This is a genomic window from Elusimicrobiales bacterium (genome assembly GCA_041651175.1).
Lineage (GTDB): Bacteria > Elusimicrobiota > Elusimicrobia > Elusimicrobiales > Elusimicrobiaceae > JAQTYB01.
The window spans coordinates 1-17,163 of sequence record JBAZJT010000006.1 but is presented as its reverse complement, the minus strand read 5'-3'; the positions used below and the strand labels follow the sequence as shown (position 1 = coordinate 17,163).

Genomic DNA, 17,163 nt, shown 5'->3' with positions numbered 1-17,163 from the left:
CAGGGTTATCCCCTGACGGCGCGGTAGAACGACTCCCAGCGGGAAAGTATTTCCCCTGCGCGCTGCTGCGGAAAAGGCGGAACGAATGTTTTTCCCGGCGAAAACCAGCCGGAGACGTCCTCTCCCTGCGCCCGCGCGGCCAGGCAGGCCGCGCCCAGGGCGGTGGTTTCCTCCTGCGCGGCGCGCTCCACCGGCAGCTGCAAAAGCCCGCTCTGGAATTCCAGCAGATAGTCGGAGCGCGAGAACCCGCCCGAGGCGATGATTTTCCCGAACTTCGCGCCCGCGCGCCGCGCGGCCAGCGCGGCCTGCGCCGTCAGAATCGCCACGCCCTCCACCGCGCCGCGCACGATATCGCATTTTTCAGTGCGCGCGCCCAGATTGGTTATGGCGGCGGGGGTGCTGTAATCCCAGTACGGGCTGCCCAGCCCGCCAAGCGAGCATAGCATCAGCGCTGGATTTTCCGAGCGGCGGCACAATTCGTCCACATCCCGCGCGGAAAATTCAATACCCAGCCGGTTCAGCCAGTCCAGCGACGAGGAGGCGGCGTTCACCGTGCCTTCCAGCAAATGCCGCCCGCTCTCCCATCCCGCCGATTCCAGCAGCCCCGCCGCCTGCGGCGCGGGCCCGTCCGCATGGGCCAGAAAAAACGCGCCGGTGCCGTAATTGACAAGCGCCGTGTCCGCGGAAAGCGCGCCCGCCCCGGCCATGGCGGCCTGCTGGTCCCCGGCGAGGGCCAGTATTCGTATCGGGCCGCGCTTTGACCGGAAAACCCCGTAATCCGCCGCGCTGGGGCGGATTTGCGGCAGGCTTTGCGGCGGCACGGAAAACACGGCGGCCAGCTTTTCGCTCCAGTTCCATGCGCGCAGGTCAAACAAAAGCGTGCGCTGGGCAAGCGTGGGGTCCGTCGCAAACACCTCCCCCCCCGTCATCAGCCAGACCAGATACGACGCCACGGGGCCGATTGCCAGCGTTCCCTCCCGCGCGGCTTTGGCCGCGGCGGGATAATTGCGCAGGCACCATAGTATTTTCGGCGCGGAGTAATAGGGGGTTTTGTAAAGCCCGGTAATGGCGCGGATTTGCCCGTGGTCCAGCGGGATTTCGTCCAGCAGCGCGGCGGCGCGCCCGTCCTGCCAGCTTGGCGCGGGGCAAAGCGGCGCGCCGGTATTCCTGTCCCATAAAACCACGGTGGAACGTTGCGAGGCCACTGCCAGCCCCGCTATTTCCGACTCCGGCGGCAGCAGGTCCAGCAGCTCGTCCAGCGCGTCAAGCTGGCCGCGGGCAAGTTCGGCGGCGTCATATTCGGCTATCGCGCCGTCATGGCGGCAGCGCAGCGGCCTGCGGGACTGGAAAGCCAGCCGCCCGTCCACGCCGAACGCGACCGCGCGGGAAGAGGAACTGCCCTGGTCAAGCGAAATATAGTATTTCATCTGCTTTGCTCCGGCAGCCTGTGCTAGCCTGAATGTTTCAGTTGGATTGCGGGATTCGGCTAAAAATCGCTTCATACTGCCTTCACAAAATTATCCTTTCGCGCAGTGAGGCGCGCGCGGATAATTTTGTTCGGCATTATTTCGCGCTTTTTCTCCTCGGTCCTCGCAACCAACTGAAGCATTCAGGCTAGTCCTTTATTTTGTTCAGCCCGAGATTGAGATTTTCGCCGCGTCTGACGCAGCTTTCCAGCCGGGCGCGCTGGTCCGGCGGGAGGTCGGGCGCGGAAAGCAGGTTTTCCACCGCTTTTTTTGTGGGCAGCAGCGCGCGGTTGAGCAGCCCTGTTTCGCGCAGGGCGGAAAGCATGGCTTTTTCGTCCGGGATTTCCAGCCGGGGCGATTTTTCCAGCGCGGCCTTGTATTTCGCGCCGAAATGGAGGTTAAGCCCCTTCTCGCGCATCAGGGCGGTGATTTCCCGGCCTAAAGCGTCGGCCTCCTCGCGCAGGCGCCCGCATTTGTCTATCTTCTCGCCCAGAATGTCGCCGGCGGGCTTTGCGGGAAGCGAAAATGCGGCCTCCTCCGGCGCGGTCTGCGCGGAGCCGGCCTGGCAACGCTCGCGGTAATCGCAGAAGCGGCACTTGGTCTCGCCGGGAGAGGGCAGAAATTCCCGCGCCCTGATTTTGGCGGCAACGTCCAGAGCCTTGTTCCACACCGCGCCCAATTCCTGGTCCCCTGCGCGGTCAAAGGCCGCCTCCTCAAGCGAGGGCACATGGCAGAAAACCATTTTCCCGACGGAAAAAGGCCCGTCCTCGCCGGTCTTGGCGGCGGCCAGCTTCTGGAAATCCGGCGAAATGTCCAGCAGCTTCTGGTACATGTAAAGCTGGTCCGGCGCGCGTTCCACGTTTTTGCCGGTCTTGTAGTCCACAACGGCGATTTTGCCGTTGCCCAGATAGTCCAGACGGTCGGCTATCATTATAACGTTGAGGCCGTCCACCTCGACCTTGGCCCTGAACTCCACGGCAAGCGGGATATGCAGGACGTCCCGGTGCTTGCGGTAATACGCGCCCAGCATCACAAGCCCGTCGTCAAAATCCTGCTTGTGCTTTCCCTGCTGCAGTTGGCGGGCGGAATATCCCTTGGCCTCCGGCGAGGTTTTTTCCCACTCGTCGCGGAAGCGCTGCAAAACCGCCTCCATGGACGGGAAGGGCGGCGCCTGCACGGCGTAGAGGTATTCCAGCGCGTCATGCACGCCCTGGCCCAGCGCGAAATAGGGTTTCGGCTTTTCCGGCAGGCGCTGGATATATCGGAACTCGTATTTTCTGGGGCATTCAAGATACATGCCCATGCGGGAATAGGAAAAATCCAGCGCGGCGGAGGAGACGGGTTTTCTCATAAGCCGATTTTACCATTTTGCAATTTGTTATCATCTGGGGAATGAGACCGCGCGAGGCAGCCGCATGGATATTCCACGCCGTTACCGGGCATGAGCTGCCCGGCGGCGCGTCGTTTGCGGCTGCGGCGAGGATGGCGGCGGGTTCGCCCCGGGCCGTCGCCGGCGCCGTGTGCGCAGCGGTGGCGCTGTTTTTCGTCTGGCAGACCGCGCTGCTGATTCTAAGCCCGCATTCGCGCTGGCTGCTGCAGCCCAGGCCCGGACTGGACGAAAGGCTAAAAAACAAATTCTCCGCGCCCCCCGCTCCGCCTCTTGCGCCGAGCCTGTCGCTTGAATACGCCGCCGCGGCGGGAAAGGACGCGCAGATAAGCAAGGCGTTCAACCCCGAGGACGCGGTGGAGGCCCCTCCCCCCGCAAACGCCAGGCCGGTAAAGCCGGCAAAAATCTCCGACAGGCGCGCCGCAGGCAGGGGCGAAACGCCCGGCACTGTGGTTCCGCTGCTGCGCGTGGCGGACGGCTCGTTTTCAATTCCGGCGGAACGGCTGCAGCCGCCGCGCCCGGCGGCCCGTGGCGCCGCGCAAAAACCGCCTCAGCCTGCCGCTACCACGGACGGTCTGGCCGCCGGCGCGCCGCTGGAGAAGGCTCCGCAAATTCCCAGGCCGGCTCCGCCGCTGCCCCCAGGCCACTCCGGGATGTGGATGGAAACGCTGGTGCTGGCTTTGGCCCCGTTCGCGCTGTCTTTGGCTGCGGAACTGGTAAAAAACGCGCTGGCGGCGGAACTGCTGGCCAGAGGCGCGTTCATCACCTCCATCGCGCTGGCGGCGGCGGGGCTGATGGAGCTTGCCAACGGAAGCAGAATCTGGGAAGGGCTGCTGGCGGCGGCAATCGGCGCATGGCAGGTGTGGATGACGGGAAAGCGGATGACGCGCCGCTTCGGCTTCACCCCGGACACTCTTGCCGGCAAACTGGTAAACCGCCGTTGACGTGTTCAGCAAAACCCGGATATTGCCGCTTGATAATCAGGAGCAATTCTAATGATTTGCGACAGCCACGCCCATTTGTGCAATGAGGCGTTTTCCGAAGACAGGGAGGACGCGCTGTCCCGCGCCCGCGCCGCCGGCGTGCGCCTTGTTGTGGAAATCGCCTGCGGCCCCGGCGAATGGGATGCCGCCGCCGCGTTTTCCGAAAGGCACGGAGGGTTTGTCTTTCACGCGCTGGGGTTTCATCCGCATGAATGCGGCTCTGTTTCGGATGAAAGCATGGCCCGGCTGGAGCGGCTGCTTCCGGGCGCCTGCGCGCTGGGGGAGATAGGGCTGGATTATGCGCGCAGCCAGCAGCCGCGCGCGCGGCAGCTGGAAGTGTTGGAGCGCATGCTGGAATTGGGCGGGCGGCTGGGGCTGCCGCTGGTTCTGCATTGCCGCAACGGCGCGGACGCCTCTGCAAATGCCTATGCGGACATGCTGGACATGCTTGAAGCCTCGCCGCGCGCGGCAGGCAAAGTCGCGGGGATAGCGCATTGCTTTTCCGGCTCGCCGCAGGATGCGCGCCGGCTTATGGACATGGGGTTTCTGCTGGGAGTAAACGGCACTCTCACCTATCCGAAAAATTCGGAGCTGCGCGGAATTCTGGGGGCCGCCGGGCCGGGCCGCCTGGTTCTGGAAACAGACTGCCCGTATCTGCCGCCGCAGTCAAGGCGCGGCAAGCGCAGCGAGCCGGCGGACCTGCCGGAAATATGCGGCGCGCTGGCCAGAATTATCGGGTTGACGCCGGAGGAAACCGCGCGGGCGGCTTTTGACAACTGCCTGGCAGTGTTCGGGCTGGAGGGCGAGGGGGAAGGTTTCCGTTTTGCAAAACCGCGCGCATGACGCCGCCCGCAGGGCGGAATCATGCGCGCGTGGAGGGGGGTTACTTTGAAACTTCGGTTATCGCCGTAGTAAGCTCGGACGGGTCGAACGGCTTGTAGAGAATTCCGCGCGCGCCGAGCTGCTTGGCCTCGTCGTTGACCGCTTCCTGGTTCACCGCGGTTACGATAAGCACGTTGGCGGTATTGTCGGTCATTTTCAGCTTGCGCAGGATGTCCAGGCCGGATTCGCCGGGCAGCAATATGTCCAGCAGCACCAGTTCCGGCCTTTCCTTCTGGTAAAGGGCAAAGGCTTCATCCGCGTTGCCGGCCTCGCCGGTGATGTGGTGGCCGGCCCTCTCCAGCACGGCGCGTATGGTGCTGCGCAGGATGGGCGAGTCGTCTACAATCAGTATTTTCATGGCTTATCCTCCTAAAAAATCCTCCGGCGGCGCACGGTGCATGCGGGGCAGTCGTCTATCAGCCCCAGTATTCTGGAAAATGATTCCTCGTCCAGCAGCATGCAGAAATCAGCGGACATGGCCAGGTATTCCGATTCCATTTTGAGCCGGGTGCGCAGCAGGCGTCCTTTCCCCATATTCCCGCTTATCCGGGCCAGCAATTCCCCGCGCGGGCCGGACACCGGCGATATCTCCGCCGCCAGGAACCTGGCCTTGAGCGTGTTTGCCAGTACGTTAAGGAAAGCGTTGGAGAGGATATTGGAAACTTCCGTTACCGCCATGGCCTGCACTTCAGCCGTGTTGGGGATGCTCAGCCCGGAGGTGAAAAACTTGGTCAGCGTAAGCGCGCTTTCCTGCGGGAACAGGAAAAGCAGATGCGCGTCCACCGCGCCTTCCAGCCGCAGGTCGCAGCCGATGCGGGCAGGCTCGTTTTCCGGGAAGATACCAAGCGCCTCGTCCAGCAGGTGCAGCGTCATGCGCTGGGGGAATATGCACCACTGCCGGTTGGACATCTTGGCCAGGGCGCGCAAAGTTTCCAGCAGGCCGGTTTCGGCCAGGTCCTGGAAAGCTTCGTGCTCCCGGTGCGTAAGCATCAGATATGCGCCGCTCCCAGTTTGGCGCTGTACTCTATCAGTTCTTCGGTGGATTTGGGGGAATCGGTTTCCGCGTAAATGCGCATCAGCGGCTCCGTGCCGGAGGGGCGCAACAGCGCCCACCAGTCGTTTTCCAGTATTATTTTCAGGCCGTCGGTTGTCTCCGCCTGGGCTATGCTTTTGCCCAGCAGTTTTTTGGGCAGCCGTTTTTTGAGCTTCTCGGCGAAAACGGCCTTGTCGGCCACGATTTTCTGGATGCGGCGGTCGCGCCGCTCAAAAACGGATTTGCCGTGTTTCTTTTCCAGTTCGCCCAGCAGGACGGAGGGCTTTTTGCCGGTTTTGACCAGCATTTCCAGCGCCAGCAGCGCGCACAGCGAGCCGTCGCGCTCCGGCGGGCAGCCCTTCCAGGCGAAACCGCCGGATTCCTCGCCTGCCAGCAGGACGCCGCCTTTTTCCAGCCGCTCGGCCAGATACTTGAAGCCGACGGGCGTTTCCTCTAAAGGCAGGCCGTTGGCCCTGGCTATCCGCTTGCTGAGAAACCCCTGCGAGACGGACTGCACCACAGTCCCTTTTAATTTTTTCACCTCGGCCAGATACCACAGGAAAAGCGCCATCATCTGCGGCGGGGTGATAAAGCGTCCGGCCTCGTCCACCATGCCTATGCGGTCGCCGTCGCCGTCCAGAGCCAGGCCGGCTATCGCCTTGTTGTCGGCCACCGCCTTGCAGAGCGCGCCCAGATGCTTGGCGACAGGCTCCGGGTGCGTGTTGGAAAACATCGGGTCGTGCGCGGCGCGTATGGCGATAAGTTTTTTGGTCTTTACCAGGTTCTCCACTATCCCGGCGGCGGAGCCGTGCATGTAATCTATCACCACCGGGGCTTTGAGGCCCTGCGCCACGGCCTTGCCGTCCACCCGCGCCGCAAGCGATGCCTCGTACAAATTCCTGAAAGACCGTTCCGGCAGCGGCGAGTGCCCCTTCGTCTGCGGCGCGATTTTGCCCAGCTGCGCCTCCACCGCCTTTGTAAGCGCCTCCGGCGCGGAATGGCCGGCTATTTTCAGCTTGATGCCGTTGTAATGGAACGGGTTGTGGCTGGCCGTAACCATGACGCCCAGCCAGAATTTCTTCAGCGTCAGAAAGCTTATTTCCGGCGAGGGGGACGGGGCGTCCAGCAACGTTACCCCCAGCTTGTTGGCGCTTATGACGCGCGCTATCTCCCGCGCGAACTGCTCCGACAGGAATCTCCTGTCGTATCCCACCACAATCAGGTTCTGCGATTCAAGAGGCACCGGGCTTGAGGCGCGGGCGTAATCCGCTATGGCCTGCGCGGCCCTCCGCACGTTGTCAAAAGTGAAATCCCACGCGATTATGCCGCGCCAGCCGTCCGTTCCGAATTTGATGTCAGCGGGACCGCTCATATATAAAACCCCTCCGGGAAACCGATTCGCAATATACTAGCAAATTCCACGGCACGGGCGCGGCGCGCCCTGCGCGCGCTATTCCTCCCACCGTATGAAATGCGGCATGAACGGGTGCGGGATGTTGCTGTTTCTGGGAACCACGCGCAGCGCATAGTCCTGCCTGCCGCCGCGGGCGGGGGCGGCCTCCAGCTCGTATAAATGCGCGTCGCCTTCCATGCCTTTGGGATTCATGGCGATGATGGTCTGCGGCTCCAGCTCGCCGTCGGGGTCCATTCTGCCCAGGCACACCTCCACCGACACATCCTCCGGGGAAAGCGCGCCCAGCCAGACTTTAGCCGCCAGCCGGAATTTGCCGTCCATCCTGATTTCGTGGTCCTGAAGCGGGGAGGCGTCGGTTACGCGCACCTTGCCCCAGTTGTCGCGCACGCGCGCCCGCCACTGCGACACCGCCGGGGCCGTGCCGTCGGAGGCGAGCCTGCTCCCGAAGCGGTGGGCGGGGGCATAGAACCGCTCGTAATACTCGCGCACCATGCGGTGCGTGTTGAAAACCGGCACTATGGCGGCCACGGAGCGTTTCATCATCGCTATCCATCTGCGCGGCAGGCCGCCTTCCGCGCGGTCGTAATAAAGCGGCGCGATTTCCTTGGCAAGCAGGTTGCAGATGGCCTCGGCTTCCACGTTGTCGCGTTCGGCGTCGTCGTTGTAATGCTCGGCGCCGCCTATGGACCAGCCTATGTCGGGGCGGCTGGCCTCGCACCACCAGCCGTCCAGCACCGACAGGCTCAGCGCCCCGTTGATGGCCGCCTTCATGCCGCTGGTGCCGGAGGCTTCCATCGGGCGCGCCGGATTGTTGAGCCAGACGTCCACGCCCTGCACCAGATAGCGGGCCACGTTCATGTTGTAGTCTTCCACGAAAATCAGCTTTCCGGCAAAGCGCTTGTCCGCCATCAGCCGCACTATGTGCTTGACGAATTCCTTGCCCTGGGTGTCGGCCTGATGCGCCTTTCCGGCGAAAATAAGCTGCACGGGCATGGCGGGATTGTTGAGTATCGCGGCCAGCCGGTCCGGGTCGCGGAAAATAAGCGTGGCGCGCTTGTAGGTGGCAAATCTCCGCGCAAACCCTATGGTCAGCGCTTTGGGGTCCAGCAGCTTGTCCGTCTGCTCCAGGACGGTTACGTCGGCGCCCTGCCGGGCGAGCTGCTTTTTGTAGCGCGCGCGCACCACGGCCACCAGCTTTTCCTTGCGGATTTCATGCGCCTGCCAGAATTCCTCGTCCGGGATTTGGGCGGTTTTGCTCCAGTCGCAGCAGTCGGACGGGTTGGAGACGCAGCAGTTCTGCCCGCCGCCCAGATGCCTGGCGTAAAGTTTAAGATGCTCGTGGCTTATCCAGGAGGCGGTGTGGACGCCGTTTGTGATGGCGGTGATGGGCAGCTCGCTCTTGGGCAGCCCCGGCCAGACGCCGCGCCACATCGCGCGCGACACCTCGCCGTGCAGCTTGGACACGCCGTTGATATACGCCGCCAGCCGCAGCGCCGCCACTGTCATGCAGAAGGTGGGGGAATGCGGGTTTTCCCTGCCTATATTGAGGAACTCGTCCCACGAAATACCCAGCTCGCGCGAGTACGGCTCCAGAAAGCGGCGCACCAGGTCCGGCTCGAAATGCTCGTTGCCGGCGATGACGGGGGTGTGCGTGGTGAACACCGAGCTTGCCCACACCAACTCGCGCGCCTGCGCGAAAGAAAGGTGGCGCGCGCGCATGGCCAGCCGTATCCGCTCAAAAAGCAGGAAGGCGGAATGCCCCTCGTTTATATGGTAGACGGTGGGCTTTATATTCATGGCCTCCAGCGCGCGCACGCCGCCAAGTCCCAGCACTATCTCCTGCTTGATGCGGTTGGCGCGGTCGCCGCCGTAGAGCTGTTCTGTTATAAGGCGGTGGTGGTGCGGGTTTTCGGGCAGATTGGTGTCCAGCAGGTAAAGCGAGGTCCTGCCCACCGGAACGCGCCAGACGCCCACCTTGACGCTTTCCTCGCCCAGCGGGACGGTTACCGCAAGCGGCTCGCCTGAGGCGGAGCGCACCTTTTCCACCGGCATGTTGGCCCAGTCGTTTTCGGGGAAACGCTCCACCTGCCAGCCGTCGCGGTTGAGCGTCTGGGAGATATAGCCGCGCTGGTAGAACAAACCCACGCCCACAAGCGGCAGCCCCAGGTCGCTGGAGCTTTTAAGATGGTCGCCGGAAAGCATGCCCAGGCCGCCCGAATACATGGGCAGCCCCTCGCCTATGCCGAACTCCATGGAGAAATAGGCGGCCAGGAAACCGTTTTCCTCCGGCTTGCGGTTTTCGTCGTGCCAGGTTTTGCGGGTCATGTAATCCTGGAAGTCGCGGCGGGTTTTTTCCAGCAGCTCCAGGAATTTGCCGTCGCGGGAAAGCTCCTCAAACCGCTTCCTGTCCATGTTGCCCAGCATCCATTTCGGGTTGCGGTGGGATTTGTGCCACAGCTCGTCGTCCATGGCGACAAACATCATTATCGCCTCCCAGTTCCACGCGAACCACATGTTGCGCGACAGCTCCGAGAGGCCCTGTAAATTATCCGGCAAATCTGGCAGTACGTTGAACGAGTTGATTTTCATGGTTTGCGTCCTCTCTTTTTATGTTTCCGTTTCGCGCCGGGTTTGCCGGCGGCGGTTTCCGCCAGTTTTGTTATGCTGCCGGCCACAAGAACATCATCAAGCCTGAGCGGGCCCACCAGCAGCGCGCTCTTGAACACGCCGCAGGCGATTATGCCGCCTGTTGCCGCTTCGGCGCTGGGGGCCACGGCTTCTATTTCCGCCGCGCCGGAGCGTATGGTAAAAACGTCGTAGCTGCCGTCCGGCGCGGAAATGCGGCGCACATCCGCGGCCCTGCCGCGCACGCATAAAGGCTTATCATAATATTTAGCGGGCGCGGACGCCAGATTTTTCACCGGCGTCTCGGCGGCGCAGGCCAGCGCGGCCGCAAGCAGCAGGAGCTTCATCTTTTCCCCGCCTTTTTGCAGTCCCGCGCGGAGCCGAGCCTGCACGCCTCCTCGTAATCCTGGCGGGCGAACAGCCTGTCGCCCCGGCGCTCGTAAATGCGCGCGCGGAGGCGGTGGCAGAGCGCCATGTCGTAGGCCGAATCCGCGTCCTCCAGCGGGGGTTTGGGGGCGGCCTCCGCCTTGATGGCGGCGCGCAGCCCGGCGGAGAAATCGTCAAGCGCGCGGGCGGTGTCGCCCGCTTCCAGCCGGATTTCGCCGCGGCGGCAGCGCGCTTCCGCCAGCCGGGGATGCGCTTTTCCGGCGGAGGCTATGAAAGCCGAATAGTCCTCCAGCGCCTTGTCGTTTTTGCGCTGCCGCTGGCGGCATTTGCCCAGTTCCAGCATATCCTCGCGCGGGCCGGATTGCGGAATGCGCCGCGCGCCGGCCAGGTCCGCCTCGCCCTGCGCGAAGTCGCCGCGGCGGCATTTTATCGCGCCGCTGCGGATGAGGCTTTTGCGCGCCGCCCCGTTCTGCCCTGTCTGCCTTGCCACGGCGACGGCGGAGGCCAGATCGTCCAGCGCGGCGGGGTCGTTTCTGGCGCAGTTGGAATTGACGGCCCCGCGTCGGAAATACAGCGCCGCCCGCTGCGACGACGGCGCCAGCGCGAGGGCGGCGTCGGTCTCTTTCAGCGCGCCGGCGCAGTTGCCCTGCATCAGCAGCACCTGGGACATGGTTATATGCGCCCCCGCCGAGGCCGAATCCAGCGCGAGGGCGAAATTCATCTGGTTCTGCGCCTCGCCGGCGCGGCCCAGGGCCAGATAGCACACTGCCAGCCGCTCGTGCGCCACGGCTTTGCGGGACTTGGAATCCCTGCCGTCCTTCCAGCTTTCCAGCGCGCGTTTGTAGTAATCCGCCTTGATTTTGTAATTGCCGGATTTGTCCGCCCCGGCAAGCAGTTGTTCAAAGCCCTGCTCCGCCGCCAGAGCGGCGGCGCAGAGCGCGGTCAGTATAGCCAGAATGCGCATCACGCCCTGTCAAAAAACGGGTTTTTTCCGGTTGCCGACAGCGGAATGCCGTATATTATTTTCGCCTCCGGTCCCAGCAGCCCCAGCTCCGCGGCGGCGCGGCCCGCGCTTAGCATGATGCGGTTGTCGGCCCGGAAGTCGGCTGCGGCGCAGGCGGCGGAACCCACCGCTATCCCCAGATCCCCGGTGTTGAAGGCGCAGGGCGCGGCGGGATGCGTTTCCTTTTCCGCGCAGGTGGGCCAGCCGCAAAAACCGCAGTCAAGGCCCAGCGGCGCGATTTTGCTGCCTATCAGCACAACGGCGCCGGCGTGCCGGCGGATGTTGGAGGCGTCGCGCAGCATGAACTGCCGGTTCTGCCGGCGGCCCAGCTCCTCCATCTTGTCCGCGAGGCGGGCGATGTCGGGGCCGTCAATCACGGCGCATATTATGTTGTCTGTCCCGCGGGCCTTGGGCGCGGTGCGCGCGGCAAGCAGCATTTTCTGCGCCGCCAGCTTCAGCGTCTGCTCCCTGAGGTGCTCTTCCGTTATGACAGCCATTTTCACGCCTCCAGCGATTTCTTTACATCGCGCCAGCACAGCGCGGCGAAAACCGCAAACCCCGCCGACAGCGACATAGCCGCGCCCAGCCCGCCCAGGCGCGGGGCAAGAACCGCCAGCATGGCCGCGTCTATGCCCAGGGCGACGGTTATGTTGAACGCTATCCGCCACGCCTTGCCCTGATATTCAAGGAAATTCACAAGGAATGTCGCATAGGACGCCGCCAGCAGGAAAACCGACAGCATTCTGAAAGCCGGCGCGGCGGGCAGGCATTTCGCGCCGTAAAGAATAAGCAGTATTTTATCGCCGAAAAGCGCAATTACCAGCGCCACCGTGCCGATTACCGCCGTGTTAAGCAGCATAAGCTGGTTGAACAGCCGCCGCATCTCGTCCCGGTTGTGCGCGGCCAGCCGGGCGAAAGCCGGCATCACCCCCATCCCGATGGCCACGGCTATATGCGGCCCCTTGGCCACTATCTGCTTGGCGGCGTTGTAGAGCCCCGCCGCCTCCGCGCCCTTCAGCGCGCCCAGAATGAGGGTATCCGCCTCCAGCATGGCGGTCACAAGCGCGCTGTAGATGAAAAGCGGCAGCGCATAGCGCATCAGCCGGCCTTCCATTTTGGGAGGCAGCCCGTCCGCGGAGGGGTGTTCCACCGCCCGTTCCATGAAAAATCCCGCCGTGGCGGCCACGGCCAAAGCCGCGGTGAAAGAGCCTGCCAGCCCCAGGGGGAGCTTCACCGCCATATACACCGCTGCCGCGCCCAGCGCCAGCTTGGCGCCATGCTCCGCGGCGTTAAGCCAGAAATTGAGGTTAATCCGCCTCATGCCGATGAACACGGACTTGTAATATTCCACAATTCCCGCCAGAAACAGCATGGGGCCCGCCACCCGGAACAGCGGCGCCAGTTCCTCATGGCCCAGCAGCGCGGCCAGCGGATGCGCGGCCAGAGCAATCGCCGCGCCGAATATCGCGCTGGCGGCCAGCCTCAGCCTGAACGAGGCGGACATGACGGCTCCGGCGCAGCCGGTTTCGGCGTGTTCGGCTATATACTTGCGGGCGGACGAGTTGATTCCGCATTCCGAAATGAAAAGCGACACTATGAATGCCGAATAAAACAGGCTCCACACCCCGTAGACGCTTACCGGAAGTTTTCTCACCAGGAAAATCTGCAACGCGTAAAACAGCAGGAATGTGATGCCCTTGGTGGCAAACCCCCAGCCTATTGCGGAAACGTGCTTTTTCATTGACGTAATATGATAGCAAAGTTTTTGTAGAATGGGTTTATGGCTGACATGCTGCCGGCCGCGCTGGCCGATATTTCATACGGGCTGTATATAGTCTCCTCCGCGCATGAAGGCAGGCGGGGCGGCCAGCTGACAAACACGGTTTTTCAGACCACGGCGGAGCCGCCGCGCGTCGCCGCCTGCGTCAACAAGGGCAATTTCACCCACGGGCTTATAGCGAAAAGCGGGGTGTTCGCCGTTTCCGTTCTGGCAGAGGACACGCCCATGTCCTATATCGGGCTGTTCGGCTTCCGTTCCTGCCGGGACACGGATAAGTTCGCGCAGGCCAAATGCCGGGACGGTGTTACCGGCGCGCCGCTCGCGCCGGAACACGCGCTGTCCGTATTTGAGGTCCGGGTAAGCCATACCCTGGATTTGGGGACGCATACGCTTTTCGCCGGCGAAGCGGTTGCCGGCGAAAAGCTGGGAGAGGGCAGGCCGCTGACATACGACTACTACCGGCGCGTCCTGCGCGGAAAAACGCCGCGCGCGGCCACGACATGGCATGTCCCCGCGCCGGAAAAGGAGAGCCATATGGAAAAATACGTCTGCAAAGTGTGCGGATACATTTACGATCCCGCAGAGGGGGACCCGGAGCATAATATAGCGCCCGGCACGGCTTTTTCCAAACTGCCGGAGGACTGGGTCTGCCCCGTCTGCGGTGTCGGCAAAGGCGAATTCGAGCCTCAATGAGAGCGGCTGGCTTCACGCTGGTGGAGGTGGAGGTTGCCATCACCCTGATATTCATCGCCATAGCGGGGCTTGGAGTCATCACCGTCAACGGCGTGAAGCAATTGCATTGGGTGGAAAGTTCCAGCCAGCAGGTGGTGCTGGTCCCGGAAAGCAATGACACGGCGGTTACGGCGGTGATATACTCTTCGCAGCATCCCAGGCCGGATAAATGCCGGGCCGCCATAACTTCCGCGGAAACATACCCCTCCTCCGCCTCTGTGCACATAACGTTGGACCCGCTTCCCGGCAGCACGGACCCCTGCCAATGAAAGGGATGACCACGTTGGAAATGCTGGTGGCCGGCGCGCTGTTCATGGTGTTTGCGTCCAGCTTCAGCAGCGCGTGGATAACCTCGCGCAAGCAGACCGCGTATATGCTGGAACGCTCGCGCACTCTGCGCGAAAGCCTGGCCGCGCGCGCCTGGCTGGCGCGCGATATGAAGGCGGCCACGGATGTGGAAAGCCATGACGAAAGCGGCTATTTCGTCATAAACCCCTCCGGCGGGCACAGTATAACATACACTTTGGAGCTTCAGGAGGGCGCCACCACGGGCCGGTTGCTGCGTTATGAGGAAATCTCAGCCACCACCATGACGGTGGCAAATCAGGTGGGCTCTTTTTCCTGCTCGCCTGTGATAGACAACTCCAAATTCACCGCGAACTATGAATTGCGCTCGCAGGGGGTGGCCTCCTCCACCAACCCTGTGGTGAATTTGGAAGTCTTCTGGAGCAGGGTGGCGCCATGATGAACCGCAGGGGCAGCGCCTTTGTGCTGGCAATGACTTTCGTGCTGGCGTCGTTGTGGGCGCTGGCGGTGTTCCATTCGCATATAAGGGCCGCCGCAGCCGTCCGTGAGGGAGAAAAATCCCTGTTCGCCGCCGGGCCGATTCAGGCCGGCCTGGCAAAAGCCGTGGCCCTGCTGGAAACGGGCGCGCCGGCCAGCGGCTACACCTGCAAGACCGGCGCTACTCCGGTTGCGCTGGTATTTACAAATACCGCGCCGCTTGAATGGGACCTGGTCTCGTCCACCGAGGATTTCCGCGTGGACGCGGCCACATGCGCCTGTCCGTCCGTTTTCTACTCGTCCAGCGCGGCGCATTTATGGGATAATTGCTCCTGATTGAGCCTCATATAAATATGGTCAAACTCATCATCGGAATACATAATCACCAGCCGGTGGGCAATTTCGGCTTCGTGCTGGAGCAGGCCTACCAGAGCGCGTACCTCCCCTTTGTGGACGTGCTGCGCCGCCATCCGAAAATCAAAACCTCCATGCACTTTTCCGGCATACTCTACGACTGGCTGGAAACCGCCCATCCCGACTATCTGGACAAACTGCGCGAAATGGCGCAGCCGGGGCAGATAGAGATTCTCTCCGGCGGGTATTACGAGCCGGTGCTTGCGCTGCTGCCGGACGCGGATGCGCGCGGCCAGGTGGGCAAGATGAGCGAATATGTAAGCCGCCGCTTCGGCATCGCCCCCAAAGGCGTCTGGCTGGCCGAGCGCGTGTGGGAGCCCCAGCTTGCCGGGCAGCTGCATGACTGCGGCGTGGAATACACCGTGCTGGACGACATACACTTTTTCTCCGCCGGGATAGGGGAGGACAAACTCTCCGGCTATTACATCACAGAATATCAGGGGAAGCCGCTGCGCGTTTTCCCCATCAGCAGCCGGCTCAGATACCTCATGCCTTTTGCGGACCCGGAAAAGACGATAGAATTCCTTTCAAAATACCGCGGGACGGACTGCGCTTTCGTCATGGCCGACGACGGCGAGAAATTCGGCCTCTGGCCCGGAACAGGGGACCTCGTTTACAAGAGGGGCTGGCTGGACCGGATGTTCTCGCTGATAGAGAACAATTCCCAGTGGCTGGAAACGGAAACATTTTCCGGACGGCTGGCTTCGTCCGCGCCGCTGGGCGCGGCGTATCTGCCCACCACTTCCTATCACGAGCTTTCGCAATGGGCGCTGCCGCCGGACCCGTCCGCCGAGCTGGAGCGGCTTTACAAATCCATGCCGGAAAAAGACAGGGCTTTCCTGCGCGGCGGCTATTTCCGCAATTTCCTGTCAAAATATCCCGAATCCAACCGGATGTACCGCAAAACACTGCGGGTAAGCCGCCGCGTTCACGAGTCGGACGCGCCGGGCAAGGCGCAGGCGCTGGACCGGCTGTGGATGAGCCAGTGCAACTGCGGCTACTGGCACGGCGTTTTCGGCGGGCTCTACCTGCCGCATATCCGCGCCGAGAATTACCGCAACATGATAAAAGCCGAAAAAGCGCTGGAAACCGGCGGCCCGCCGCGCATTTTCCGCCAGGACTGGGACAATGCCGGCAAAGAGCAGCTTTTCGTGGAATCGCGCGGCGGGAACTGGAATTTCTCGCCGGCGCGCGGCGGCGCGCTGTGGCAGTGGGACTGGAAGGAGGGCGAGGCCAACTGGTGCAACGTCCTCTCCCGCAGGCCGGAGCCCTACCACCGCGCGGTCAAAACCCATTCCGGCAAAAACGCGGCGCGCCAGCGCCAGCTGGCGGACATGCTCTGCTACGACTGGCATTTAAGGCAGTGCCTGCTGGACCATTTCATACATCCCGAAACCGCGCTTGACGGTTTTGCCAAAGCCGCCTATGGCGAGCAGGGCGATTTCGTGCTGGGGGAGTATCAGGCGGAGGTTGCGGAAGAGGACGGTTTTGTAACCGTAACCATGTCGCGCAAAGGCGCGGTATGGGTGGGCGACGCGCATTCGCCGGTGGAGGTGGGGAAAGTTATACGGCTCAACTGCGCCGACGGAAGCTGGAGCGCGGATTACCGCATCACCAATCTGGCGGATGCGCCGCGCAAACTGCATTTCGGGGCGGAGCTGTGCTTTGCCTTCTCCTCCGCGGAAATCTGCCCCAAAGGCCGGCGCGAGGCCGTTACGGAGGCGGAGTTCCGCGACCCGGTTTGCGGGAACCTCTCGCTAAAATGCGCCGCCGGGATGGAGCTGTGGTCTTTTCCGCTGGAGACGGTCTCGCTTTCCGAAAACGGGGCGGAGCGCACTTATCAGGGCAGCGCGCTGCTGTGCCTGCGCAGGCCGGAGCTGGCGCCGGGCGCCTCGGACACATTCAAACTTGAGTTGAAGGCCTTCAAATAGACTTGCTCCCGGATAAGATTTGCCTGAATGTTTCAGCCGGATTGCGGGGATTTTGCAAAAAACCGCCTTATGCCGCCTTCACAAAATTATCCTTTCGCGCCGTGGAGCACACGCGGATAATTTTGTTCGGCATTATTTTGCGCTTTTTCGCCTCGGTCCTCGCGCCAACTGAAACTTTCCGGCTAGTTTGGCGGAATCAAAGATTTTCCTGCACAGCTCCTGACTTGTGCGGAGGGGTTAAATTTCAGACCCACTCCGACGAGAGCTGCTTGAATTTTGGGTGTCCCGCTGGTAAAATTGGGGATGTTTATACGAAAAAAACGCAACAAAAGCGGTTCAATCA

At 62.4% G+C, this 17,163-nt stretch carries 17 protein-coding genes; 7 read left to right on the top strand and 10 right to left on the bottom strand.

The annotated features are described in order from the left end of the window. Positions 1-5: 5 nt before the first annotated feature. Positions 6-1,502, bottom strand: a complete 1,497-nt coding sequence (locus tag WC421_04850; GenBank protein MFA5161553.1) for an FGGY family carbohydrate kinase — start codon at positions 1,500-1,502, stop codon at positions 6-8. Positions 1,503-1,614: 112 nt separating this feature from the next. Then, positions 1,615-2,817 (bottom strand): PD-(D/E)XK nuclease family protein, encoded by a 1,203-nt coding sequence (locus WC421_04845; GenBank protein MFA5161552.1) that lies wholly within the window; start codon positions 2,815-2,817, stop codon positions 1,615-1,617. Between the two features lie 41 nt (positions 2,818-2,858). On the opposite strand from WC421_04845, the gene WC421_04840 reads away from it, so the two are divergent. Together WC421_04840 and WC421_04835 are read left to right on the top strand one after the other, a co-directional pair. After that, positions 2,859-3,797: a hypothetical protein gene (locus tag WC421_04840; GenBank protein MFA5161551.1), complete on the top strand. Its 939-nt coding sequence runs from the start codon at positions 2,859-2,861 to the stop codon at positions 3,795-3,797. A 51-nt stretch (positions 3,798-3,848) separates the two neighbouring features. Beyond that, positions 3,849-4,679, top strand: coding sequence for a TatD family hydrolase (locus tag WC421_04835; GenBank protein ID MFA5161550.1), 831 nt, complete (start codon positions 3,849-3,851; stop codon positions 4,677-4,679). Positions 4,680-4,719: 40 nt separating this feature from the next. Here WC421_04835 and WC421_04830 read toward each other — a convergent pair whose 3' ends face one another. The 8 genes from WC421_04830 to WC421_04795 form a co-directional block, all read right to left on the bottom strand. Beyond that, entirely contained in the window at positions 4,720-5,076 is a 357-nt protein-coding gene (locus WC421_04830; protein ID MFA5161549.1) for a response regulator, read from the bottom strand. Positions 5,077-5,087: 11 nt separating this feature from the next. Then, the gene (locus WC421_04825; GenBank protein ID MFA5161548.1) at positions 5,088-5,708 is read right to left on the bottom strand and encodes a hypothetical protein; all 621 of its coding nucleotides are present in this window, start codon (positions 5,706-5,708) and stop codon (positions 5,088-5,090) included. Then, entirely contained in the window at positions 5,708-7,123 is a 1,416-nt protein-coding gene (locus WC421_04820) for a hypothetical protein (protein ID MFA5161547.1), read from the bottom strand. Before WC421_04820 ends, WC421_04825 begins: the two co-directional genes overlap by 1 nt. Positions 7,124-7,201: 78 nt before the next feature. Next, the gene (gene glgP, locus WC421_04815) at positions 7,202-9,754 is read right to left on the bottom strand and encodes an alpha-glucan family phosphorylase (GenBank protein ID MFA5161546.1); all 2,553 of its coding nucleotides are present in this window, start codon (positions 9,752-9,754) and stop codon (positions 7,202-7,204) included. Further along, positions 9,751-10,137 carry a hypothetical protein gene (locus tag WC421_04810; GenBank protein MFA5161545.1) on the bottom strand — a complete coding sequence of 129 codons (387 nt, stop codon included), beginning with the start codon at positions 10,135-10,137 and terminating at the stop codon, positions 9,751-9,753. Before WC421_04810 ends, glgP begins: the two co-directional genes overlap by 4 nt. Further along, complete coding sequence (locus WC421_04805; GenBank protein ID MFA5161544.1) at positions 10,134-11,141, bottom strand: hypothetical protein; 1,008 nt, start codon at positions 11,139-11,141, stop codon at positions 10,134-10,136. The genes WC421_04810 and WC421_04805 overlap by 4 nt, the downstream gene beginning before the upstream one ends. Beyond that, on the bottom strand, positions 11,141-11,677 hold the full coding sequence (locus WC421_04800) for a DUF2148 domain-containing protein (protein MFA5161543.1): 537 nt from the start codon (positions 11,675-11,677) through the stop codon (positions 11,141-11,143). Before WC421_04800 ends, WC421_04805 begins: the two co-directional genes overlap by 1 nt. A 2-nt stretch (positions 11,678-11,679) precedes the next feature. Continuing rightward, a complete protein-coding gene (locus WC421_04795) occupies positions 11,680-12,921 on the bottom strand; it encodes an oligosaccharide flippase family protein (protein ID MFA5161542.1) in 1,242 nt (413 codons plus the stop codon). Positions 12,922-12,960: 39 nt separating this feature from the next. On the opposite strand from WC421_04795, the gene WC421_04790 reads away from it, so the two are divergent. The 5 genes from WC421_04790 to WC421_04770 are packed head-to-tail and all read left to right on the top strand — an operon-like array spanning position 12,961 to position 16,820. Beyond that, a complete protein-coding gene (locus tag WC421_04790) occupies positions 12,961-13,653 on the top strand; it encodes a flavin reductase (GenBank protein ID MFA5161541.1) in 693 nt (230 codons plus the stop codon). Further along, positions 13,650-13,961 (top strand): prepilin-type N-terminal cleavage/methylation domain-containing protein, encoded by a 312-nt coding sequence (locus WC421_04785; GenBank protein ID MFA5161540.1) that lies wholly within the window; start codon positions 13,650-13,652, stop codon positions 13,959-13,961. Before WC421_04790 ends, WC421_04785 begins: the two co-directional genes overlap by 4 nt. Beyond that, a complete protein-coding gene (locus tag WC421_04780) occupies positions 13,958-14,437 on the top strand; it encodes a hypothetical protein (GenBank protein ID MFA5161539.1) in 480 nt (159 codons plus the stop codon). The genes WC421_04785 and WC421_04780 overlap by 4 nt, the downstream gene beginning before the upstream one ends. Beyond that, positions 14,434-14,811 (top strand): hypothetical protein, encoded by a 378-nt coding sequence (locus WC421_04775; protein ID MFA5161538.1) that lies wholly within the window; start codon positions 14,434-14,436, stop codon positions 14,809-14,811. The genes WC421_04780 and WC421_04775 overlap by 4 nt, the downstream gene beginning before the upstream one ends. A gap of 17 nt (positions 14,812-14,828) precedes the next feature. Further along, positions 14,829-16,820 (top strand): alpha-amylase/4-alpha-glucanotransferase domain-containing protein, encoded by a 1,992-nt coding sequence (locus WC421_04770; protein ID MFA5161537.1) that lies wholly within the window; start codon positions 14,829-14,831, stop codon positions 16,818-16,820. Positions 16,821-17,163: the final 343 nt, after the last annotated feature.